General features: G+C 66.8%; 19 protein-coding genes. 9 read left to right on the top strand and 10 right to left on the bottom strand.

Going from position 1 to position 20,736, the window contains the following annotated elements:
* The first annotated feature begins 147 nt into the window (after window positions 1-147).
* The gene (locus ACYQ1Z_RS04270; protein ID WP_009356834.1) at window positions 148-363 is read left to right on the top strand and encodes a helix-turn-helix domain-containing protein; all 216 of its coding nucleotides are present in this window, start codon (window positions 148-150) and stop codon (window positions 361-363) included.
* A 36-nt stretch (window positions 364-399) separates the two neighbouring features.
* On the opposite strand, the gene ACYQ1Z_RS04265 is transcribed toward ACYQ1Z_RS04270, so the two are convergent.
* Entirely contained in the window at window positions 400-969 is a 570-nt protein-coding gene (locus ACYQ1Z_RS04265) for a hypothetical protein (RefSeq protein ID WP_459791266.1), read from the bottom strand.
* Window positions 970-1,644: 675 nt separating this feature from the next.
* Here ACYQ1Z_RS04265 and ACYQ1Z_RS04260 point away from each other — a divergent pair.
* Window positions 1,645-1,920, top strand: coding sequence for a LysM peptidoglycan-binding domain-containing protein (locus ACYQ1Z_RS04260; RefSeq protein WP_459791265.1), 276 nt, complete (start codon window positions 1,645-1,647; stop codon window positions 1,918-1,920).
* An 81-nt stretch (window positions 1,921-2,001) separates the two neighbouring features.
* On the top strand, window positions 2,002-2,526 hold the full coding sequence (locus ACYQ1Z_RS04255; protein WP_459791264.1) for an Rv3235 family protein: 525 nt from the start codon (window positions 2,002-2,004) through the stop codon (window positions 2,524-2,526).
* Window positions 2,527-2,599: 73 nt separating this feature from the next.
* Here ACYQ1Z_RS04255 and secA read toward each other — a convergent pair whose 3' ends face one another.
* The 7 genes from secA to mtrA form a co-directional block, all read right to left on the bottom strand.
* The gene (gene secA / locus ACYQ1Z_RS04250; RefSeq protein ID WP_459791263.1) at window positions 2,600-5,338 is read right to left on the bottom strand and encodes a preprotein translocase subunit SecA; all 2,739 of its coding nucleotides are present in this window, start codon (window positions 5,336-5,338) and stop codon (window positions 2,600-2,602) included.
* Window positions 5,339-5,420: 82 nt separating this feature from the next.
* Window positions 5,421-6,644: a winged helix-turn-helix domain-containing protein gene (locus ACYQ1Z_RS04245; protein WP_459791262.1), complete on the bottom strand. Its 1,224-nt coding sequence runs from the start codon at window positions 6,642-6,644 to the stop codon at window positions 5,421-5,423.
* A 30-nt stretch (window positions 6,645-6,674) separates the two neighbouring features.
* Window positions 6,675-7,400, bottom strand: a complete 726-nt coding sequence (hpf, locus tag ACYQ1Z_RS04240; RefSeq protein ID WP_459791261.1) for a ribosome hibernation-promoting factor, HPF/YfiA family — start codon at window positions 7,398-7,400, stop codon at window positions 6,675-6,677.
* Window positions 7,401-7,544: 144 nt separating this feature from the next.
* Complete coding sequence (locus ACYQ1Z_RS04235; protein WP_459791260.1) at window positions 7,545-8,465, bottom strand: ComF family protein; 921 nt, start codon at window positions 8,463-8,465, stop codon at window positions 7,545-7,547.
* A gap of 103 nt (window positions 8,466-8,568) precedes the next feature.
* Window positions 8,569-10,281 (bottom strand): LpqB family beta-propeller domain-containing protein, encoded by a 1,713-nt coding sequence (locus tag ACYQ1Z_RS04230; RefSeq protein WP_459791259.1) that lies wholly within the window; start codon window positions 10,279-10,281, stop codon window positions 8,569-8,571.
* Window positions 10,278-12,122 (bottom strand): MtrAB system histidine kinase MtrB, encoded by a 1,845-nt coding sequence (gene mtrB / locus ACYQ1Z_RS04225; RefSeq protein ID WP_459791258.1) that lies wholly within the window; start codon window positions 12,120-12,122, stop codon window positions 10,278-10,280. The genes ACYQ1Z_RS04230 and mtrB overlap by 4 nt, the downstream gene beginning before the upstream one ends.
* The gene (gene mtrA, locus ACYQ1Z_RS04220; protein ID WP_459791257.1) at window positions 12,097-12,771 is read right to left on the bottom strand and encodes an MtrAB system response regulator MtrA; all 675 of its coding nucleotides are present in this window, start codon (window positions 12,769-12,771) and stop codon (window positions 12,097-12,099) included. The genes mtrB and mtrA overlap by 26 nt, the downstream gene beginning before the upstream one ends.
* A 421-nt stretch (window positions 12,772-13,192) precedes the next feature.
* On the opposite strand from mtrA, the gene ACYQ1Z_RS04215 reads away from it, so the two are divergent.
* The 6 genes from ACYQ1Z_RS04215 to ACYQ1Z_RS04190 are packed head-to-tail and all read left to right on the top strand — an operon-like array spanning window position 13,193 to window position 19,182.
* Entirely contained in the window at window positions 13,193-14,236 is a 1,044-nt protein-coding gene (locus ACYQ1Z_RS04215; protein ID WP_459791256.1) for a DUF7847 domain-containing protein, read from the top strand.
* A 37-nt stretch (window positions 14,237-14,273) separates the two neighbouring features.
* The gene (locus ACYQ1Z_RS04210) at window positions 14,274-14,933 is read left to right on the top strand and encodes a DUF4129 domain-containing protein (RefSeq protein WP_459791255.1); all 660 of its coding nucleotides are present in this window, start codon (window positions 14,274-14,276) and stop codon (window positions 14,931-14,933) included.
* Window positions 14,930-16,150 carry a DUF4350 domain-containing protein gene (locus ACYQ1Z_RS04205; protein WP_459791254.1) on the top strand — a complete coding sequence of 407 codons (1,221 nt, stop codon included), beginning with the start codon at window positions 14,930-14,932 and terminating at the stop codon, window positions 16,148-16,150. The genes ACYQ1Z_RS04210 and ACYQ1Z_RS04205 overlap by 4 nt, the downstream gene beginning before the upstream one ends.
* Window positions 16,147-17,142, top strand: coding sequence for an AAA family ATPase (locus tag ACYQ1Z_RS04200; protein WP_459791253.1), 996 nt, complete (start codon window positions 16,147-16,149; stop codon window positions 17,140-17,142). Before ACYQ1Z_RS04205 ends, ACYQ1Z_RS04200 begins: the two co-directional genes overlap by 4 nt.
* Window positions 17,142-18,434 carry a DUF58 domain-containing protein gene (locus ACYQ1Z_RS04195; RefSeq protein WP_459791252.1) on the top strand — a complete coding sequence of 431 codons (1,293 nt, stop codon included), beginning with the start codon at window positions 17,142-17,144 and terminating at the stop codon, window positions 18,432-18,434. The genes ACYQ1Z_RS04200 and ACYQ1Z_RS04195 overlap by 1 nt, the downstream gene beginning before the upstream one ends.
* A 34-nt stretch (window positions 18,435-18,468) precedes the next feature.
* Entirely contained in the window at window positions 18,469-19,182 is a 714-nt protein-coding gene (locus ACYQ1Z_RS04190) for a DUF4166 domain-containing protein (protein WP_459791251.1), read from the top strand.
* A 29-nt stretch (window positions 19,183-19,211) separates the two neighbouring features.
* On the opposite strand, the gene ACYQ1Z_RS04185 is transcribed toward ACYQ1Z_RS04190, so the two are convergent.
* A complete protein-coding gene (locus tag ACYQ1Z_RS04185; protein WP_459791370.1) occupies window positions 19,212-20,216 on the bottom strand; it encodes a uroporphyrinogen decarboxylase/cobalamine-independent methonine synthase family protein in 1,005 nt (334 codons plus the stop codon).
* Window positions 20,217-20,290: 74 nt separating this feature from the next.
* Window positions 20,291-20,704 carry a chorismate mutase gene (locus ACYQ1Z_RS04180; RefSeq protein WP_459791250.1) on the bottom strand — a complete coding sequence of 138 codons (414 nt, stop codon included), beginning with the start codon at window positions 20,702-20,704 and terminating at the stop codon, window positions 20,291-20,293.
* Window positions 20,705-20,736 lie beyond the last annotated feature (32 nt).

The raw sequence follows: 20,736 nt of genomic DNA, 5'->3' as shown, positions 1-20,736 counted from the left end.
TCTTCCCCCTCTTGGCTCCGGCGCCCCCAGTATGGCCGGACACCTCATTGTTACGGCCCCGGGGGCGGAACGAAAGCCCTGGAAGCAAACAGTGCCAAATTGTGGATAACGGCAGCAAACTTGGGTATCTGATGGCAAAATGGAGCCATGCCCAGGTTCCTTACCCTCGCGGACGTCGCGGAACAATTGCAGATCAATTCGCCTGCCGCTTACGCTCTGGTGCGAAGCGGGGAGCTGAAGGCTATCCAGGTTGGCGGGCGCGGCCAGTGGCGCGTGGAAGAAAAGATGCTCGAACAGTACATCGAAGAGCGCTACGCAGAGGCGAGCCGGATGATCCAGGAGTCCAAGTCCCGTTCCGTTTGACGGACTTCGAACAACCCCTCCCCTGCCACCGCGGGGTCACAGGCCGCCGGTCCGGAGGGACCTGACGGCGGACAGCGCGGCAAATGGAATGGTGGAAACCTGCCGGACGTGATCGCTTCGCCGCACTTCCCCCGGTGTCACCGACGCAAGGTCAACATAATCTTTACCCACTCTGTCGATAACCCCTTCCAGACGCGTTGTTCCGGTGACGCTCCCCAGCGTGAGCACCAGTGGGGCCCGGTCCCTGGCGAGGGCGCGCAGAGACCGGGCAAGGCCAATGCCACGCCCCACCCGTGAGGGTTCAACACCAAGGAATCTTCCAAGGCCTACGTAGCGCGCTACCCCGGCGTAGGGAATGAGCACCTGTTGCGGCCCGTCGTCGAGGACCAGTGCGTCCGCACCTGCATGGCAGAGGGCCCCCTCAACAGTTTCCCCGCTGTGGAGCTGGACTCCGATTCGGCTGCCGATGGCGCCGCGCAGCCTGTCAACGTACCCGGTGTCCACCAGTTCGACTCTCGCACGCTCCGTTACCTCAGCCTCCAGCGAGAGCCTGTCGGACTCTGCGATTTGGCTTTCCAGGTCATTGAACAGTGCATCCCAGCGCATCCGGCAAGCGTAGGTCCGCTGTTTCCGGCCGGTCAACACCCGGATGTTCTTGACTCCAACGTATGGACAAAGTAGGCGAACGGAGCGCAAACTGATGCGGTAGCTATCAAACAGCATCAAACTGCATCAAAGAGGCTTATTGTGCTGAACCAGAAAAGCGAAACCGGTGCCGGGACTACTGGCGATGCCGTAATGGCAGCCGGCCTGCTGGTGCTTGGAGGCCTGCTCTTCCTGGCCGGCGCAGGTCTGATGGATCAATGGAGGGCAGAGTCAGCCCGCCAGCAGGCATTGTCGGTGGAGGATATCCTCGGACTGGCCTCGGCCGTAGCCGGAGGGGCGCTTCTTGTGTGGTGGGTTCTTTCGTTGGCCTGTGCCGCAGCTGGACTGTTCCTGGAGAGGAGGGGCTGGACGGGGGCAGCGTTGGTCGCCCGGAGAATATCGCCGGCATTCATGCGGCGGCTGGTCGTCACTGCGTTTTCCTTCCACTTGTTCGTGGCAGGTGCGGCGCACGCCGCCTCACCGGTACCGGGCCCGCAGTGGGCCCCAACGCAAGAACGCGAGGCCGCCGCACCCGCCAGTGTTCCCCGGAGCAGTTCACAGGATCCGGCGGCGGCTGCTACCGATTCAGCTGGCCTGCCCTCGATCCCCGCAACCGTCCACCCGGGATGGGCACCATTGGCGCCCATAGTCGAACCGGGGCTTCTGGCCGGGCCGGGCGTTCGCGAAGTCACTGCCGGACACCGGGACGCCAGCCCGTCCACAGGTGCGGTGGCGGTGCTCGCCGGGGACAGCCTTTGGAACATCGTTGCCGGCCACTTGGGACCGGAAGCCACGGATGTGCAGATAGCCCTCGAATGGCCGCGCTGGTACGAGGCAAACAAAGCCCTGATCGGGCCGGACCCGGATGTGCTTCTTCCGGGACAAGTCCTCGTACCGCCTGCGGCTTCCTGACAACACTCAACCAGCTGGGCGGCATTCCAGGGGCCGCCAGTGCGCAGCAGAACGCCCGCACCAACACTAAGGGGAAAAGCCATGCCAGCAGTCACACCTATTCGTGCAACGCCGGGCCCAACCGTCCATCCTCTGCGGCAGGACCACGCCCAGGGAGCCTCGGGAACCGGGGAAACGCCCGGGACCGCGGCGCCGGACCAACAGCAGCGTGTGCAGCTGCAGCCGAGTAGCCGACCTGCCCTCCAGCCGGTCGATGAGGCGGCAGAAGTACGGGCCATTGTCCGCGGAACGGTCCAGGCGGCGATGGAAGTCCTGGCAGGAATCAGGCCTGTGCACCAGTTGGCGCGCCGGCTCGACCCCCGGTGCCTGGGAAACCTGCAGCACCGTGCGTCCCTGATCAGGAGGGAGCTCGCCCGCACGGGTAATCCTGCCCTTGCACAGCTGCACCGGAATTCCGTCGTGCGCTCGGTCCGGGTCTGCGAAGTGGCCGATGGCATCTATGAAGCGAGCGCCGTGGTGGTGGATGATGTGCGTGCGAGGGCCGTGGCTGTCCGCCTGGAACGAAGCAAGCATGTGTGGCGGGTGACAGAACTTGTTATTGGTTGAACAGGCAGAAGAGGCAGGTCCGGACCGGACCTGCCTCTTCTGTTAGGTTCCCGCTATGCGGTTCGCGCTGTTCCTAACGCTTCTTCTTTTTGGGGCTGCGTCGGGCCGCATCCTGGGCTGCTGCCTTGGCAGGATTGCCTGAGCGGCCCGCTGAACGTGTCTCCACCCGGGTCTGGGTTTCTCCGCTCTCGCCCGGCGCCGTGTACTGCAGCTGCGCCGGCTTCTCCGGGGCCTCCAGTCCGGCCGCCTTGACTTGGGGTTCCACGTGCTCGGTGTGGCCGCCGGTGGCGTCCGGTACCACAACGTCCTGGGCAGGAGTGACCTCCACTTCGAGGTTGAACAGGAATCCCACGCTTTCCTCGCGGATTGCTTCCATCATGCTCTGGAAGAGGGCGAAGCCTTCGCGCTGGTACTCCACGAGCGGATCCCGCTGGGCCATGGCACGAAGCCCGATGCCCTCCTTGAGGTAGTCCATCTCATAGAGGTGTTCCTGCCACTTCCGTCCGATGACGGACAGGACAACCCGGCGCTCCAGCTCGCGCATGCTTTCGGAGCCGATGGCCTCCTCACGGGCCTGGTATACGAGCCGGGCATCGGAGAGCAGCTCTTCCTTGAGGAATTCGACGGTCAGCCGAGACTTTCCGCCGGCCTCCTCGATGATGTCCTCGGCCGAGACGCTGACCGGGTACAGGGTCTTCAGGTTGGTCCAGAGCTGGTGGAAGTCCCAGTCGTCCCCGTTGCCTTCCGCCGTTGCGTCATCGATGAGGGCGGTGATGGTGTCCTCAACAAAGAACTGCACTTTCTCGTGCAGGTCATCGCCTTCGAGGATGCGCCGCCGGTCACTGTAGATAGCCTCGCGCTGGCGGTTCAGGACGTCGTCGTATTTCAGCACGTTCTTGCGCTGTTCGGCGTTGCGGCCCTCCACCTGCCCCTGGGCGGAGGCGATTGCGCGGGAGACGAGCTTGGATTCGAGGGCAACGTCGTCCGGCACGGAGCTGTTCATCAGCCGCTCGGCAGCGCCGGAGTTGAAGAGTCGCATGAGGTCGTCGGTCAGCGAGAGGTAGAACCGGGACTCACCCGGGTCGCCCTGGCGGCCGGACCGGCCACGGAGCTGGTTGTCGATCCGTCGTGATTCGTGCCGCTCGGTGCCCAGGACGTAGAGTCCGCCCAGGTTCAGGACTTCTTCATGCTCGTCCTTGACTGACTGCTTGGCTGCCTCCAGCGCTGCAGGCCAGGCGGCCTCGTATTCCTCCGAGTTTTCCTCCGGGTCCAGTCCGCGCTTGGCGAGTTCGGCGACGGCGGTGAACTCGGCGTTGCCGCCCAGCATGATGTCCGTGCCGCGGCCGGCCATGTTCGTGGCCACGGTGACGGCGCCCTTCCGGCCCGCCTGGGCCACGATGGCGGCTTCGCGTGCGTGGTTCTTCGCGTTCAGGACCTCGTGCCGGATGCCCTCCTTGGCCAGCAGCCTGGACAGGTACTCGCTCTTTTCGACGCTGGTAGTGCCCACGAGGACGGGCTGGCCCTTTTCGTGGCGTTCGGCGATGTCACGCACCACGGCGTCGAACTTCACAACCTCGTTCTTGAACACCAGGTCCGGCTGGTCGATCCGCTGCATGTCCCTGTTGGTGGGAATGGGCACGACGCCGAGCTTGTAGGTGCTCATGAACTCGGCAGCTTCGGTTTCGGCCGTGCCCGTCATGCCCGAGAGCTTCCGGTACATACGGAAGTAGTTCTGCAGCGTCACCGTGGCCAGGGTCTGGTTCTCAGCCTTGATCTCGACGCCTTCCTTGGCCTCGATCGCCTGGTGCATGCCCTCGTTGTAGCGGCGGCCGGCGAGGATGCGGCCCGTGTGCTCGTCGACGATCAGGACTTCGCCGTCAAGGATGACGTAGTCCTTGTCCCGCTTGAACAGCTCCTTGGCCTTGATCGCGTTGTTGAGGAACCCGATAAGGGGCGTGTTGGCCGATTCGTAAAGATTGGAGATGCCGAGGTAGTCCTCGACCTTTTCGATCCCGCTTTCGAGGACGCCGACGGTGCGCTTCTTTTCGTCGACCTCGTAGTCCTTCTCGGGCTGGAGCCGCTGGACCACCTTGGAGAACTCGCTGTACCAGCGGTTGGTATCCCCCTGCGCGGGGCCGGAGATGATCAGCGGGGTCCGGGCCTCGTCGATCAGGATGGAGTCCACCTCATCCACGATGGCGAAGTTGTGCCCGCGCTGGACGAGTTCGTTGCGGTCCCACGCCATGTTGTCGCGGAGGTAGTCGAAGCCGAACTCGTTATTGGTTCCATACGTGATGTCGGCGGCATATTGCTGGCGGCGGACGGCGGGGTCCTGGTTTGCCAGGATGCAGCCACTGGTCAGGCCAAGGAACCGGTAAACGCGTCCCATCAGGTCGGACTGGTATTCGGCAAGGTAGTCATTCACGGTGACCACGTGGACACCCTTGCCGGTGAGGGCGTTGAGGTAGGCGGGAGCGGTTGCCACGAGGGTCTTGCCTTCACCGGTCTTCATCTCGGCGATGTTGCCAAGATGAAGGGCCGCGCCGCCCATCAGCTGGACATCGAAGTGCCGCATCCCCAGCGTCCGCGAGGATGCCTCCCGGACAGCGGCGAAGGCCTCCGGCAACAGGTCGTCCAGCTTTTCGCCGTCCTGGTGGCGTTCACGCAGCCGGTCGGTTTCCTCACGAAGTTCAGCGTCGGTGAAGGTCTTGAAGGAGTCTTCGAGTGCATTGATGGAATCGGCATAATTCCGTAGTTGCCGCAGGGTTTTTTTGTCACCCGTGCGCAGTAGTTTTTCGATCAGTGATGCCACGTGAAAATGCTCCCAGTCTCATGCCGCCGAATTCTGGCGTTTTTAGTCTACGGGAGAGAGAACGGGCAGTTGCCTGTTTCCCTCAGAGCGGATACGGCCCCGGCCGCGCCACGGCCCTGGCCAGGTCCGGTGCCAGGTCTCCGTCGGGCTGCACCACCACTTCCTGCAGCCCCAGCCATTCGGCCATGAGGAGCAGTTCGGCGGCCAGTTCGACGGCGGTGTCCGGCGGGGCGCCGGGCTCGCCGTGGGCTGACCTCACCAGGAGCTTCCCGGCGGCCCGGTCCGCCTTCAGGTCGGCCCTTGCCACGATCCGGTCCCGCAGAAGGAACGGCAGGACGTAGTAGCCGTAACGCCTCTTGTGTTCGGGCGTGTAGATCTCAAGCCGGTAATGGAAGCCGAAGAGTTCCTCCAGCCGGCGCCGCTCGAAGACCAGGGAGTCGAACGGGCTCAAAAGGGCCCGGCCTGAGGCGCGCCGCGGCAGGGAAGCCTCGACGTGCCGGTAGACGTCCCGGTTCCAGCCGGCTACCTGCACAGGTTCCAGCCTGCCAAGCCGCACCAGGTGTTCCACGGACTGGGCTGTTGCCTTGACGGGAGTGCGGAAGTAGTCCGCAAAACACCGGACAGTTCCGACGCCATGCGCCTTCGCCGCAGCTTCCGTTAGCCGGAGAAGCGCCGCCTCGGGGTCCTTGTCGTGTCCGGCATCGGCTTCCGGCAGTACTTTGGCTGTCAGCGCGTATTTGCGTTCGAACTGCTCTGTCCGGGTTGCGGCCGAGACCAGCCCCTCCTCAAAGAGGTGTTCGAGCACCCGCTTAACTGCATTCCAGTTCCAGCCCCAGTTCGCGGCTTGTTTTTCCTCGACGTGGCCAATGCGGGCAGTCAGTTCAGACGCTGTCATGGCGCGGCTGGATGCCAGCGCCTGGAGGATCTTCGCGGCCACGTCCGCGCGCAGGCCGGGGTCCATCCGTCCTGCGCCCACCCAGGCACGCCGCTGCCACAGCAGCAGGTCCTGGTAGTGCTCGGGCCGGATGTAGCTTGCCTCGTGCGCCCAGTACTCCACCATCCGCCGGGGATGGGAGCTGGACATCCGCTGCAGGATGGAGCGGTCGTAGTTACCGAGCCGGGAGAAGAAGGGAAGGTAGTGGCTGCGGGAAAGGACGTTGACGGAATCGATCTGGACCAGCTGGATCTGGGCAAAGGTTCGGCCCACCGTCCGCAGTGTTACGGGGCCGGTGGGCCGTCCTTTATGGAGTCCCTGTGCTGCCAGGGCGATCCGCCGTGCCTGGTCCAGGCTCAGCGGTGCCGGCACATCGGTCCTCTCGGGTGGGGACTGCCCACCTCAGGCGTTGGCAGGGGCGTCGTCCGAACGGTAGGCGAGGACTTTTTCTTCGATCACTGTGTCCCCTGGTTCGCATTCGTGGTCCAGGGTGATCACGCCGTATGTCCAGCCGCGGCGCCGGTAGACAACCGACGGCGTGTTGGTCGCTTTGTCCACGAAGAGGTAGAAGTCGTGGCCCACGAGTTCCATGTTGTCGACTGCGTCGTCAAGGGAGAGGGACGCGGCAGGAAAGACCTTGCGCCGGATCAAAACGGGAGAATCGCCGGCGGGGATGTCATTGTCCACATCGTACGGTGACTTGTCGGCGGGGGCGGCCGCAGCTTCGTTCCGGTGGCTTGCCTCGACGTACAGCGGCTCGTGGGCGCTTGCGGGTTCGAGGGTGGCAGTTGCTTCACGGACTGCCTTGGGAGTGTGGCGCCCGTGATGGACCTTCTTCCGGTCCTTGGCACGGCGGAGGCGCTCAAGCAGTTTGTTGTAGGCGAGGTCGAACGCAGCGAATTTGTCGGCGGCGCTGGCTTCAGCACGGATCACAGGTCCGCGGCCCAGTACTGTCACCTCGACGGTCAGCTGATCGCCTGTCTGCCGGGCGTTGGTCTCCTTGGAGACCTTGGCATCGACCCGCTGGACCTTATCCCCAAGCGATTCGATCTTTGAAATCTTCTCCCCGGCATATTCGCGGAACCGGTCTGAAACTGTCAGATTTCGGCCGCTGATCATAAACTCCATGGTGCCCTCCAAATGACTTCGGTGACACGACGGCGGCACTTCCCGGGGCCCAGCTGCTTGACAGTCGAGCCCCTCTCCGAGCCGCCATCGAAAGGTACCCTCTGTTCTTGGTACCCACCACCGACGTTAGTTCATAGACACCGGTTATTCATCCTTTCCCGGTTTATTTTTTTCTAAGACACGGTTGCTTCCCAGGCCCGCCGGGGACGGGTCGCCACTGCCTCCCGTGACGGGCGGGCGTGTCGCCGCCAAGACCACGGCTCCGGTGACAACTGCCCCCGCCCGGTGCAGTGCACGGGCGGCCTCGGCGAGGGTCGCACCGGTGGTCAGGACGTCATCCACAATCAGGCAGCGCCGCCCCGCCAGCCGCTTCACGGCACGTTTCCGCACCCGCATGGAACCCCGGACCCGCACGGCGCGGGCTCCCCGGCCGAGCCCCTTCTGCCCGCCCGGCAGCCGGATTGCCGGCTGCCCGGTCTTGACCAGGACGTCGGCGGTCCGGGCTCCTGGCAGTTGCCGCGAGGCCTCCGCGAGGAGGAGATGGACCGGGCTGAACCCCCGGGCAAGGTAGGCCGCGGAACTGGTGGGGACGGGGACAAGGCAGACATCCCGGCCGGCCCCCGATGCAGCCGTGACGGCGCCGGCCAATGCCCGTCCAAGGGTGCCTTTGAGCTGGTGCTGACCGTACCGTTTGAAGGACAACAGCGCCTGGGCCAGCTCATCCCGGTAGACGCCGGCTGCGGCCACCGGCAGCAGGACCGCTCCGCTGATGTCCATCAGGGCAGGCGCGCCGCTCTCTGCCCTGAACGGGTTCCTGGTGAGGTGCCTGATCCTCCGGCTGCAGGCGGCGCAGAGCGCCCGGTCCTCGGCCCGGCAGCACACACAGTCCACCGGGACGACAAGGGCGAGGAGGTCGGCGAGGGCACCACCCAGCAGGTCAGCGAGCCGCAAAAACCGGCTGTGGTAGTGGTTCCGGTGCCGGCCAGGGTGGGACGCCGGCGGGTTGAGGTCCGGGTCTGTCCAGGCGTTTCCGCGCGCGGCCGGCGCGGCGGCTCTGGGGTCCATCCTTCCATCCTCGGCCGTGAGGGACCCCGCCGGCAGGCCCCGGGCGCCCTATGTGGAAATTGGCGGGTGGATGCCTTGGAGACTGCTCGGGGCAGGAGACGGCCTAGCCGGGGAAAGACGGGTCGATCGGGCCCTTGATCTGCGGGGACCACCCGTTGCCGAGCCGCTGGAAGATACCCTCCGCTGACTGCCCGTAGACCTCCTCCGCGCCGTTGCCGGCGCTGAGGGTCACCAGCCCGGGCCACGGGGCGAGCTGCTGTGGCTGCCCCGACGTCAGGGACAACAGTTCCGGCGTGACGTTGGTGGACGGGGAACCCTTCATCACCGCCACGGTGGTGTCACTGACCCACACGCCCTGGTCCGGATTACTGTCAGTGGCCAGGGTGACAGGCGCGGTGAGTTCCCGCGGCGTGCCGTCACCGCCCCTGATGACACCGGCCACCTGTACCCGGGTCTTGCCGTTCTGTTCGGAAATTACCAGCGCACGGACGCCCTCACGGGAAATCCTGAACTCTTTCACCGTCCGCCCGGCCAGCCATGCTGGAGCCAGTGTGACGGACGGGACCGCCGCACCCTCGGCCACACCGGCAGGGCGGAAGGCCACGACCTCCGTTTCGCCATTCCCGCCCGGTCCGGCAGTCCACACCCACTCGTTGAGCCCGAACGACGGACGGCTCAGTGTGCTGCGGGTCGTCAGGGCGCGGGCAGGCTGCCCTGGCATGATGCTGTAGAGCGTGGTCCTGCCCTCGTTGAGGAACGCCGCTGTCTGGGAAACCGGCGACTCTGCCGGGAACCGGGGGTTCAAGGCAGAGACCGGCTGCATGTCCGGCAGCGGGGAAACCCTGTTGTTTTCGTACCTCACCAGTTCGTTGCCGCTGATGGCAATCTGCCGGGACGGGACGCTCTTGTCCTGCACGGGCGGCAGCACGGAACCGTCGTCCTCGACACGCACCAGGTCCTGGTTGGCCCGCAGTTCGACGTTGACAACATCAGGCTGGCTGCGGAAGGTCAGGGTCAGCTGCATCTGCATGCGCAGCCGGTCCTCCGGCGAGGTTTCCATCAGTTCCTTGGCGGTCAGGTCCACCTGCGCGGCGCCGGACACCACGGGGACGGATTCGCGCGCCAGCTTGATGCCGGACGGGAAGGCACTCGCCACGGCACCCCGCAGGTAGGGTGCCGGCCCGGCGAGCAGGGCACTGGTCATCGCCTTGACGGTCTTGTTGCGGATGAACCAGCGGACATCGGGGACGGCGAAAGTGAAGGTGGGGTCGTAGAAGTAGATGGGGTACGCCCCGTAGATGACCTTGAACGTTTCCTCGGCGATCGCCGTCCCGTCCGGGATGTCGGAGATACGCCACTCGCCGTCCACCTGGGTGACGGTCACCGGGATCTTCTCAACTGTCCCTTCAGGGGACTGGGTGGCGATGCCATCGGCGTCCACCGTGTAGGCGACGTCGAGTTCGTAGTTGTAGATGTTTTCGGTCTCGGTAGCCACGACCCGCGCCTCCCGGTAAACCAGGGCGCGCTGGTCCGGTTTCCACGACACTGACGACGCCTGTGTCAGATATTGGCGGGCGACTGCGTAGTCGTCCTCATAACCACTGCCGGCCCGGTAGAAGTAGTCGATGATGGTTTCCGGGGACGCACCAACCTGCGGGGCAGCAGGGAGGAACACCGGGGCGCTGAGGTTCCCGGCGCTGCCTTCACTGCTCTTCCCCACGGGCCCGGAAGTGGGGATCCGTGCGCAGCCGGCAAGGACCAGCAGCAGGGCAAGGGCGAAAGCCGCGGCCCCCGCCAGGCGCGGGCGGCCGGTCATGGGGTCTCCTTCGGTGCCGGCACGGGAGCCAGCCGTGCCGCGCCGGTTTCGAGGACGAGTACGCTGCGGTTGTCCGGTTCGCCGGGGATATTCCGCGGTTCGTTGGCGGTCATGGCATCGTCCGGTTCAAGCTGGACCGGTGAATCGTCGATCTCCTCCCCTTGGCGCAGCGGCAAGGTGAGCCGGAAGTTGGCACCGCTGCCTTTCCTTCCCCACGCCTGCAGCCAGCCGTTGTGCAGCTTGGTGTCCTCCATGGCGATGGACAGGCCCAGGCCGCTGCCGCCCGTGGTGCGGGCGCGGGCGGGGTCGGCACGCCAGAACCGGTCGAAGACGCGGGCGGCTTCCGCGGGTTCCATGCCGATGCCATGGTCGCGGACGCTGACACCGACGGCGGTCCGGCTGGCTGCCACGGTTACCCTCACGGGCTTGCCCTCGCCGTGTTCAACGGCGTTGAGGATCAGGTTCCGCAGGATCCGGTCGATCCGCCGGGCGTCCATCTCCACGACAATGGCGCCCTCGGGAGCGCTGAGGATGATCTCGGATCCGTATTCGGCAGCCACCGGGGCGGCGCCTTCAATCACGTGTGCTATGACCTGCAGGATGTCTTCAGGTTCGGCGTCCAGCACCGCCACGCCGGCGTCGAAGCGCGAGATTTCGAGGAGGTCGGACAGTAGGGACTGGAACCGTTCCACCTGGTTGTACAGCAGTTCCGCGGAACGTTTGTTAATAGGGTCGAATTCGTCACGGGCGTCGTAGAGGACCTCCGCGGCCATCCGCACCGTGGTGAGCGGTGTCCGCAGCTCGTGGGAGACGTCGGAGACGAAGCGCTGCTGCATCTGCGAAAGGGTGGCGAGCTGGGTGATCTGCTCCTGGAGGCTCGCCGCCATGTGGTTGAACGATGCGCCCAGGCGGGCAACCTCGTCCTCGCCCCGGACCACCATCCGCTCCTGCAGTTGGCCGGCGGCGAGTTTTTCAGACACCATGGCCGCGTGGCTGACCGGGCTGACAACGTTCCGGGTGACGTACCAGGCCACGGCGCCGATGAGCAGCACCAGCACGGCGCCGCCGGCCCAGAGCACGCTCTGGATTTCGTCCAGTGTCTGTTGGGCTGTGTTCAGGTCATAGATCAGATAGAGCTCGTACACGGTGCCGTTGAAGGTGACCTTGTTGCCGACGGCGATGCCTGGCCTGTCCTCCGTGCCCACGGGAATCACGGTGGAGGCCCAGTACTGGTCCTTGCCCGACTCCTGGACGGCTTTGCGGAGTTCGGGCGGAATGACGCTGACGGTCAGCTGGTCCGAGGCGCGCGATTCAACCCACCGGTTGCGCGGCTTGGTTTGTTCCGGCATGGCCTCGAAAACGTAGCGGCGCTGGATGACGGAGCCGCGTCCTTCCACAGCGTTCAGGGTGTCGTAGACCAGGGTGATGACGGATGACTGGTCGGTGACCTGTGCGCCGTCGAACGTGTCCTGGACCTGTTTGACGTTGTAGCGGGTCTCCGACTCCGCCTGCGTCAGGCGCTCCTGGAACAGGTTGTTGGCAATCTGGTGCGAAAGGTAGGCGCCGACTACCGCGAACGAGGTGACGGCCAGCAGCAGGGTGGTCAGGACCGTCCGGAACTGCAGGGAGCGGCGCCAGCGCCGCTGGACGGCCCGGCCCAGGTACTTCAGGGCAGGCAGGAACCTGCGGAACCCCATTCGAACCAGCCGCGCCACGCGGAGGCTGACGATCAGTGCACGGCGCTGCCAGATCCGGCCACGGAACGCCAGGCGCCGAAAACGGGGTGTCAGCGCATCAGGATGTTCCGCGGCGGGTTCAGGTCCCTGCTTTGTAGCCGACACCACGCACCGTCAATACGACTTCCGGGGCTTCCGGGTCCTGCTCGATCTTGGACCGCAGGCGCTGGACATGGACGTTCACAAGGCGCGTGTCCGCGGCGTGGCGGTAACCCCAGACCTGCTCCAGCAGCAATTCGCGGGTGAAAACCTGCCACGGCTTGCGCGCAAGGGCGACCAGGAGGTCGAACTCGAGCGGGGTCAGGGAAATCCGTTCGCTGCCCCGGCTCACCGTGTGTCCTGCGACGTCGATGGTGATGTCTGCAATCCGCAGCGTTTCGGGTGCCTTCTGGTCGCCGGGCCGGAGGCGGGCGCGGACGCGGGCCACCAGTTCGGCAGGCTTGAAGGGCTTGGGCACGTAGTCGTCGGCGCCGGATTCCAGTCCGCGGACGACGTCCGAGGTATCAGACTTCGCAGTCAGCATGACGATGGGCACGTCGGACTCCGAGCGGATCTGCCGGCAGACTTCGATGCCGTCCACGCCGGGAAGCATGAGGTCCAGCAGTACAAGGTCCGGCCTGGATGACCGGAATACGTCAAGCGCCTGGGCCCCATCGGCGCAGAAGACCGGCTCGAAGCCGTCGTTGCGAAGAACAATTCCAATCATTTCGGCCAGCGCTTCGTCATCATCAACAACCAGAATGCGTGCCTTCATAGTTATATATTCCCTTATCAGGTTGACTTTGTCCTGTTCAGCGGCGTTCGGCATGGCGGGGCACTAGGACGGCCGACGCCGGAACTATAGTCTGGGACATGCCGTACCTTCCCGGCGCCCTCCGGTGTCCGGGCCGGGCGCCGCGGGCAGTGCACGGATTTCAAACGGGGGAAGGAACGCGGTGGCACCACAGGATCCGGGTCCGCAATGGCCGGGGCAGCAGCAACCGGGGCAGAACCAGTGGCCGGGGCAGCAGCCGTGGGGCCAACCGGGGTGGCCGCAGCAGGGGCACCAGCCGCATTGGGGACCTCCTCCCTCCGGCACGGGTTCCCCGTACGGGACACCATATCCGGGTGCGCCGTATCCGGGTGGGCCGTATTCGGGCGCGCCGCACGGCAGCCCCTACAACCAGCCACGCTATGTGGCGCCTCCGAAACCGGGCATTGTTCCGCTCCGCCCCCTGATGTTCGGGGAGATCCTGGACGGCTCCTTCCAGGCTATCCGGAGGAATGCGAAGGCCATGCTCGGCGCCGCGCTGCTGGCGCAATCACTCGGCGCCATCCTCGCCGCGGTCATCACCGCCATGACCACAACATCCGCCGGGTCCATTGAAGCGTGGGCTGAAAGCGCCAGCCCGGCGGAAATCGCCTCACTCGGCGTCGGCATCCTGGCCGCCGTTATGGTGGTCGCTTTCCTGACGATGTTCATCTCCGCCGTCCTACAGGGCGCCATGGTGGTCCCTGTGGCACGTTCGATCCTCAACCGGAAGACCGGTTTCCGCATGATGTGGGCGTTGTCGCGTTCCCGGGCGGGCGCCCTGGTCCGCGTGGCGCTGCTCCTGTTGGGGGGCGGCCTGCTTGGTTTCGGGGTCCTGGCCGGCCTGGCGTTCGTCCTGGTATCCAGCATGGAAGGCACCGGCGCCCTCCTGCTGATCCCGGCCGTTTTGGGCTTTTTTGCGCTGTTCATCTGGATTGGCATCAAGCTGATGGTTGCCCCGGCCGCCGTGGTCATCGAGGAGTTGGGCGCAGTCGCCGGCCTCCGGCGGTCCTGGGACCTCACCCGTGCCAACTGGTGGCGGATCCTGGGCATCGCACTGGTGGTCAGCATTATGGTGGGAATCGCCAGCCAGGTGGTCATGATCCCGGTCAGCTTCCTGACAAGCTTCCTCGGCGCGGTCGCTTCCCCTGCCGGCAGCAGCGAACAGGCGGCTGCCGCCGTGGCGGTCGGAGTGGTCACTGCCGTGTTGGGGGCCTTGGTGGGGGCCCTCGGCTACGCCTTCCAGACATCCGTGATGGCCCTGCTGTATATGGATTTGCGGATGCGGAAGGACGGGCTGGACATCGTCCTCCTCCGGCTGATGGAGTCAGACGCAGACCCCGACGGCGTCCCGGGCCGCGGCGCGCCAGGCCTGCCGGGTCCCGGGGGGCACGGGCGGGACACCCGATCCTGGCCGTATGGCCAGTGAACTATAGGGCCGCTGAACCGAATGGCTGCTGAACCGAATGACCGCTGAACCGATGCCCGCTGAACCGCCGGTGCAGCCGGGGGCAGAAGAAGCCCGGCGGTGGGCTGCCGAGGAACTGGCCAAGGCCGAGTACCGCGATGCCGCCCCGTCCTGGCTGCAGGCCCTTTGGGAAGACTTCCTCGACTGGCTCTCGTCACTCGACGGACCGGCCCAGCCTGCCGGGGCCGTCCCGGGTTCCGTCATCGGCATCGTGATCGCCGTCATCATCGCCATCGCGGTGATCCTTGCCAGGCCCCGGCTGAATCCTTCGGCACGGAAGAGCGGGGAGGTATTCGAAGCGGGCACCGTTCTGGGCCCTGCCGACTACCGGGCGCGCGCTGAAGCCGCCGCCGCGCTGGAAAACTGGGGGGACGCCGTCGTCGACCGTTTCCGTGCCTTGGTCAGCTCCGCCGAGGCCCGCACCATCCTGGATCCGCAGCCGGGCCGCACGGCAGATGAGGTGGCCCGGGACCTGGCTGTGCCGTTCCGCACGGAGGCAGTGCGGCTGGGAGCGGCAGCGAGGACGTTCGACGCCGTCCGCTACGGAAATGTGGCGGCAGGCAAAGCGGACTACCGGGACATGGCGGGCCTGGACTCCGCGCTGGAGGCAAGCCGGCCTGAACGTTCCCCCGCCGCTGAACGGGGCGTCCTGCCATGACGGATGTCCGCACCGGCGCCGGTACCGGCCCCGCCCCGCAGGACACCTCCCCGCAGGACACCGGTCCCCGGACCTCGCCCCAGCGGGTTTGGCGTCCATGGATCCGCCGGCACCGGGCTCTGGCAGGTTTGGCCGCGATTGTGGTGGCAGCGATGTGCCTGGTGGTTTGGAACCAGCTCGCGCCCAAGGGCAACGACACCCCCCTGTCAGCCGGAAATGCAGGGCCGGAAGGCGCCCGGGCGGTCACCCGGATTCTGGCCAGGCACGGAGTCAACGTGCACGAGGCCGACACCTTCGAGGCCGCGCGCGCGGCCCTGGACGCAGGTCCCTCCCCCACGCTGCTGCTGTACGACCGGTACGGCTTCCTGGACGAACCCAGGCTCCTCGAGCTCGCGGCAGCCGCGGAGCGGCTTGTGCTGGTCACGCCGCGGCTGGAAACGCTGACCGCCCTGGACGGCAGCATCCGCCAGGCAGGCGTGGTGCCGGATGCCGCCCCCCTGCTGGCCCCGGGGTGCCCCCTTCCCGATGCCCAGGCCGCAGGGGAGATTTCCGGCGCGGAGGGTTTTGTGTACGACGGCGGCGTGTCCTGCTACCGGCCTGGCGGCAGTTCCGCCGGGCTGCTTTCCGTCAGCCTGGACGGGCGCCTGTTTGTCCTGGGCAGCACCGCCGTTCTGGGCAACGGCCTGCTGGACGAGCAGGGCAACGCCGCCCTGGCCCTTCGGACCCTCGGCAGTTCCCAGGACCTGGTCTGGTACCTGCCCTCGGTGGCCGACCTGGAGGACTCCGGCTCCCCCGCGACGCTGGAGGAGTTGGCCCCGGACTGGGTGCGCTTCCTCGGCCCCTGGCTCCTCGTCGTCGCCCTGGCAGCCATCGCCTGGCGCGGCCGGCGCCTGGGACCCCTCGTGTTCGAACCGCTGCCGGTTGTGGTCAAAGCAGTGGAGACGGCAGAGGGACGGGCCCGGATGTACCACGATGCCCACGCCCTGGACCAGGCCCGGGACAACCTGCGGGCCGGGACGCTGGTACGGCTCGCTGCGAAACTTCGGCTGGGACCGGGAAGCGGCGCGGACACCGTCATCGACGCGGCGGCGCTGGCGGCAGGCAGGCCGGCAACCGGGGTCCGTGAACTTCTCAACGAACGCCCCGGCAGCGAATCCCGGCTCGTAGCCTGGGCGCAGGAACTGAACAATCTGGAGAAAGAGGTCAGTGGCCGATGAGTGGATACGGCAGTGGTCAGAAAGTCATGGATCCGTTGGCGCACGACTCCGCCCGGCAGGCCCTCCTGGCTGTCCGCAATGAAGTGGCAAAGGCGGTGGTAGGGCAGGACGCCACGGTCACGGGCATGCTGATCGCCCTGCTGTCGCACGGGCATGTGCTGCTCGAGGGTGTGCCTGGCGTGGCCAAGACCTTGCTGGTGCGGGCCCTCTCCGCGGCGCTGGACCTCGACACCAAGCGGGTGCAGTTCACGCCCGACCTCATGCCCGGCGACGTGACGGGTTCGCTGGTGTACGACTCGCACACCGCGGAATTCAGCTTCCGTGAGGGGCCGGTGTTCACCAACCTCCTGCTGGCCGACGAAATCAACCGCACACCGCCCAAGACCCAGGCTTCACTGTTGGAGGCCATGGAAGAACGGCAGGTCTCCGTGGACGGGGTATCCCGGCCCCTTCCGTCCCCGTTCCTGGTGGCGGCAACACAGAACCCGGTGGAATACGAAGGGACGTACCCCCTGCCGGAAGCCCAGCTGGACCGGTTCCTGCTGAAGCTCACCATGCCGCTGCCGGAGCGCACGGACGAGATGGAGGTCATCCGGCGCCATGCCGCAGGCTTCGATCCCCGGGACCTCGCGGCGGCGGGCGTCCGCGCGGTGGCGGACGCCGCGGACCTTGAGCGGGCACGGCGGGCGGTGACCGGCGTCGCCGTCGGGCAGGAAATCATCGGCTACATCGTGGACCTGGTCCGCGCCACGCGCACGGCGCCTTCTTTCCTGCTCGGCGTTTCCCCGCGCGGAGCGACGGCACTGCTGAATACGTCCCGGGCCTGGGCGTGGCTGTCCGGAAGGGCTTTTGTCACCCCGGACGACGTCAAGTCGCTTGCTTTGCCATGCCTGAGGCACCGGGTTGCGCTGCAGCCTGAGGCGCAGATGGACGGCGTCCGGGTGGACGACGTGCTGGGCAGCATCCTGGCATCCGTTCCCGTTCCACGCTGATGGCCGTCTCCGGGCGTTTTGTCCTACTGGTGCTGCTGGGCCTGGTGCCGGTCCTGCTGCTGCCCGGCTGGGGCACAGTACTCGCAACAGCCGCCGTGCCGGCCGTCCTCGCCGCAGCCGACCTCATGCTGGCAGGCTCGCTGAAGCACGTCCGGGTAGCGCGGTCCGAACCGTCCAACGTCGCCCTGAACGGAACAGCGGAGTCCAGGCTCACTGTCAGCAATGACGGCAGTCGGCGCCTGCACGGCTCCCTCCGGGACGGGTGGCAGCCTTCAGCCGGTGCGCGCAATCCGGTCCAGGACATCGATGTTCCCGCCCATGAAAGCAGGCGCATTACCGTGCGGCTCCGGCCGGCCAGGCGGGGAGACCTTAAGTCCGCGCACGTTACCCTGCGCGCTTTTGGACCGCTGGGGCTCGCTGCCCGACAGCGGACTGTCGGCTGCCGGGGTGCGCTGCGCGTCCTGCCGCCGTTCAACTCCCGCCGGCACCTGCCGTCCAAGCTGCGGAAGCTGCGGGAGCTTGATGGCAAGGCGGCTGTGCAGATCCGCGGCGCGGGAACGGAGTTCGACTCGCTCCGGGACTACGTCAGGGGTGATGACGTGCGCTCCATCGACTGGCGGGCAACCGCCCGCCGGTCCGCCGTCGTGGTCCGCACGTGGCGGCCCGAACGCGACCGCCGCGTGGTGATGGTCCTCGACACGTCACGAACCTCGGCGGCGCGCATCGAAGACGAAACCCGGCTCGATACCGGAATGGAAGCGTCCCTCCTGCTCGGCGTGCTCGCTGAGCGTGGTGGCGACAGGGTGGACTTCGTGGCGTTCGACCGGCGCACCCGTGCCCGGGCCGGCTCCGCGGTGCAGGGCAATCTGCTGGGCCAGCTTGTCCAGGCAATGGCCCCGCTGGAACCCGAACTCATTGAAATGGACTGGCCGGCCGTCCCGGCGCAGGTCCGCGCCGTCACGGCACACCGCTCCCTGGTGGTCCTGCTGACCTCGCTCGACGCCGGAGCCCCCGAAGAAGGGTTGCTTCCCGCCGCCGCCCGGCTCGCCCACGACCATGTGGTGGTGGTGGCTGCAGTCCGCGATCCGCAACTGGGCGCCATGCTGCGGGACCGCGGGAATGCCGCAGCCGTATTCCGGGCCGCCGCCGCCGAACGTGCTCTCCTGCAGCGCGCCGCGGTCAGCGCCGAGCTGCGCCGGTACGGCGTTGAGGTGGTGGACGCCGAGCCCCATCAGCTGCCGCCGCGACTCGCCGACATGTATATCAGGCTCAAGGCGGCCGGTAGATTGTGAGGCGAGCGCTGTCTTTCCCGGCAGGAGGAACATGATGAACACGCCCATCTACCAGCAGGTGCTGGGGGCAGACTTTGACCGGCTGCAACCTGAACTGCAGGACTACTTTTCACTGGTGCCCGGCTCAGGCCAGTACGGCGTGGGCGAGGGCACGTTCGACGTCGTCGGCTGCCGGCAGGAGTGGCTGCGGCCCCTGCTGCGGCTCACCAGCGGGGAGGAAGCGTTCTTCCCTGAATACGGCGAAAACGTTCCCTTCCGGATCGAGAACCACGCCCACCAGGACCCGTTCGGCAGGTCCAGTCTCACCGCCCGGCGGGAAATCCGGTTCCCGGCCCGGACCCGCCTGTTCCAGGACACCACCAGCGTCACCCGGCGCGGCGGCCGGCCGCAGCTCGTGGACTACGTGGGCCGCCACCGGCGCATGGTGACCGACCTGAACCTCAGCGTCACCGCCGGTGGACGGCTGCGGGGAGTTTCCGAAGCCTCCCGGCTCTTCCTGGGCCCGCTGCGCCTCCCCCTGCCGGGCCCCCTCGACGCGAAGGCGTATGCCGAGCAGTGGTGGGATCCAGCCGAAGGCCCGGGCGGCCGGCACCGCATCCAGGTCAAGGTAATCCAGCCCCAGATCGGACTGGTCCTGGTGTACGCCGGAAGTTTCGACTACCGTCTCCGCGCCTATACCGGGGGCAGCGGAGCACGGAGTTTCCTCCCCCGCTACGCCCAGCCGGACCGGTGGGAGAACCGGGTCTGACACGGGGCTGGACCGGGACCCGGATACACCTAGCCCAATGCGAGCTGGTTCAGGCCGTCGGCCAACCGCGTGAGTCTCCCAAGGGCAGCGGTTGCCTGCGCGGGAGTCATCCCCGCAAGCCCCGCCGATGGCGTGACCCGGATGGTGTGCAGGGAGGAGGCCGGAAGGCCCAGCTGCCGCCAGGGTCGCCACACGGATTCGACGACGTCGGACACCTTGGGTGGTGTTCCTGCGTCCACGTCCAGGGCACCGGCCCACAACCTCTTCCCGGCTTCAACGGCCCCGGCCAGCTGCTCCCACTGGCGGGACGTGAGGGGTTTGAGCGGTACCGCGATGCCGTCCGCTCCGGCGGCCAGGATCCGGTCCACGGGCGCTTCGATGGCGGGAACGGACACTACCACTTCCCCGGCGCCCGCGGCACGGAGCGCATCTATGACGGTCCGCCACGATTCCCGCGCTTCCGAGCCTGCCACGGCCCGCAGCGTGCGGTAGCCGCTGACGGTGGGGATGGTACCTGCCAGCACAGCGGCGATATCGGGTTCGTCGAGCTGCACGACCAGCCGCGCGCCGGGCACGGCTGCTGACACCTTGGCCAGGTAGTTTCCGACCCCGGCGGCAAGGGATCCGGCCAGGTCCCGCCGGGCACCGTAATCGATGAGTGCGCGCTCGCCGTTGTGCAGATGCAGCCCGGCGGCCAGGCTGAGGGGACCTACCAGTTGGACCTTGATCTCTGCCGCGGAGCTCTCCTCGGTTCCGGCGACGTCGGCGAGGACGTTGATGTCCGTCGCGAGCGCCGAGGCCGCCCGGCGGAAGTCCTTGCCCGGCCGGTCTACGAGGCGCCAGCCATAGGGCTGGACGTCAACAGCCAGTTCCTCCAGGAAGGAAGCGGTCCGCCCAAGCGCGTCGGAGCCGATACCACGGGCGGGCAGTTCGGCGAGGAAGGGCAGGTGCGGGCTGCCGAGTTCACCACGGATGGCCCGCGCCGCTTCCAGGGGATCGTCGCCTGGCCATGGGCCCAGGGCGGTGGCGGTCACTTCCGACGGCGGGGCCTGCCCGGCAACAGCCGGCGTTTCAGGGCCTGCACCAGGTTCATGCCGTTCCCCCACTGTCACGCCAGTGCTGAAGCCTGCGGATGCTGGCCGGAGGCCGACGCCGCCTGGTGGTCCTCCGCGATGGCCTCATGGTGGCGGATGACTTCGCCGATGATGAAGTTCAGGAACTTTTCGGCGAACGCCGGGTCCAGGTGGGCGTCCTCGGCGAGCCGGCGGAGCCGTGCGATCTGGGCCGTCTCGCGCCCCGGATCCCCTGCCGGGAGGCGGTGGGCGGCCTTCAGGAAACCCACCTTCTGCGTGGCCTTGAACCGTTCGGCCAGGAGGTACACCAGGGTGGCGTCGATGTTGTCGATGCTGGAGCGGATGGACAGCAGTTCAGCCATCACCGAGTTGTCCACCTGGCCGGCCAGGGAGCTGGCGGCGGGGTCGTAATCGTCGGAATCCGGGGTTGGGATGTTCTGCTGCGTCATGCTCCCAGTCTATGGGCAGGCGGCGCGATCGA

Source organism: Arthrobacter sp. AD-310 (genome assembly GCF_054656615.1).
This window is presented reverse-complemented; position numbering and strand designations above follow the sequence as displayed.

Coding starts and splice junctions, on each gene's coding strand:
- ACYQ1Z_RS04270 (WP_009356834.1), top strand. CDS start 148: ATGCCCAGGTTCCTTACCCTCGCGGACGTCGCGGAACAATTGCAGATC.
- ACYQ1Z_RS04265 (WP_459791266.1), bottom strand. CDS start 969: ATGCGCTGGGATGCACTGTTCAATGACCTGGAAAGCCAAATCGCAGAG.
- ACYQ1Z_RS04255 (WP_459791264.1), top strand. CDS start 2,002: ATGCCAGCAGTCACACCTATTCGTGCAACGCCGGGCCCAACCGTCCAT.
- hpf (WP_459791261.1), bottom strand. CDS start 7,400: ATGGAGTTTATGATCAGCGGCCGAAATCTGACAGTTTCAGACCGGTTC.
- ACYQ1Z_RS04235 (WP_459791260.1), bottom strand. CDS start 8,465: ATGGACCCCAGAGCCGCCGCGCCGGCCGCGCGCGGAAACGCCTGGACA.
- ACYQ1Z_RS04230 (WP_459791259.1), bottom strand. CDS start 10,281: ATGACCGGCCGCCCGCGCCTGGCGGGGGCCGCGGCTTTCGCCCTTGCC.
- mtrA (WP_459791257.1), bottom strand. CDS start 12,771: ATGAAGGCACGCATTCTGGTTGTTGATGATGACGAAGCGCTGGCCGAA.
- ACYQ1Z_RS04210 (WP_459791255.1), top strand. CDS start 14,274: ATGACCGCTGAACCGATGCCCGCTGAACCGCCGGTGCAGCCGGGGGCA.
- ACYQ1Z_RS04205 (WP_459791254.1), top strand. CDS start 14,930: ATGACGGATGTCCGCACCGGCGCCGGTACCGGCCCCGCCCCGCAGGAC.
- ACYQ1Z_RS04200 (WP_459791253.1), top strand. CDS start 16,147: ATGAGTGGATACGGCAGTGGTCAGAAAGTCATGGATCCGTTGGCGCAC.
- ACYQ1Z_RS04195 (WP_459791252.1), top strand. CDS start 17,142: ATGGCCGTCTCCGGGCGTTTTGTCCTACTGGTGCTGCTGGGCCTGGTG.
- ACYQ1Z_RS04190 (WP_459791251.1), top strand. CDS start 18,469: ATGAACACGCCCATCTACCAGCAGGTGCTGGGGGCAGACTTTGACCGG.
- ACYQ1Z_RS04180 (WP_459791250.1), bottom strand. CDS start 20,704: ATGACGCAGCAGAACATCCCAACCCCGGATTCCGACGATTACGACCCC.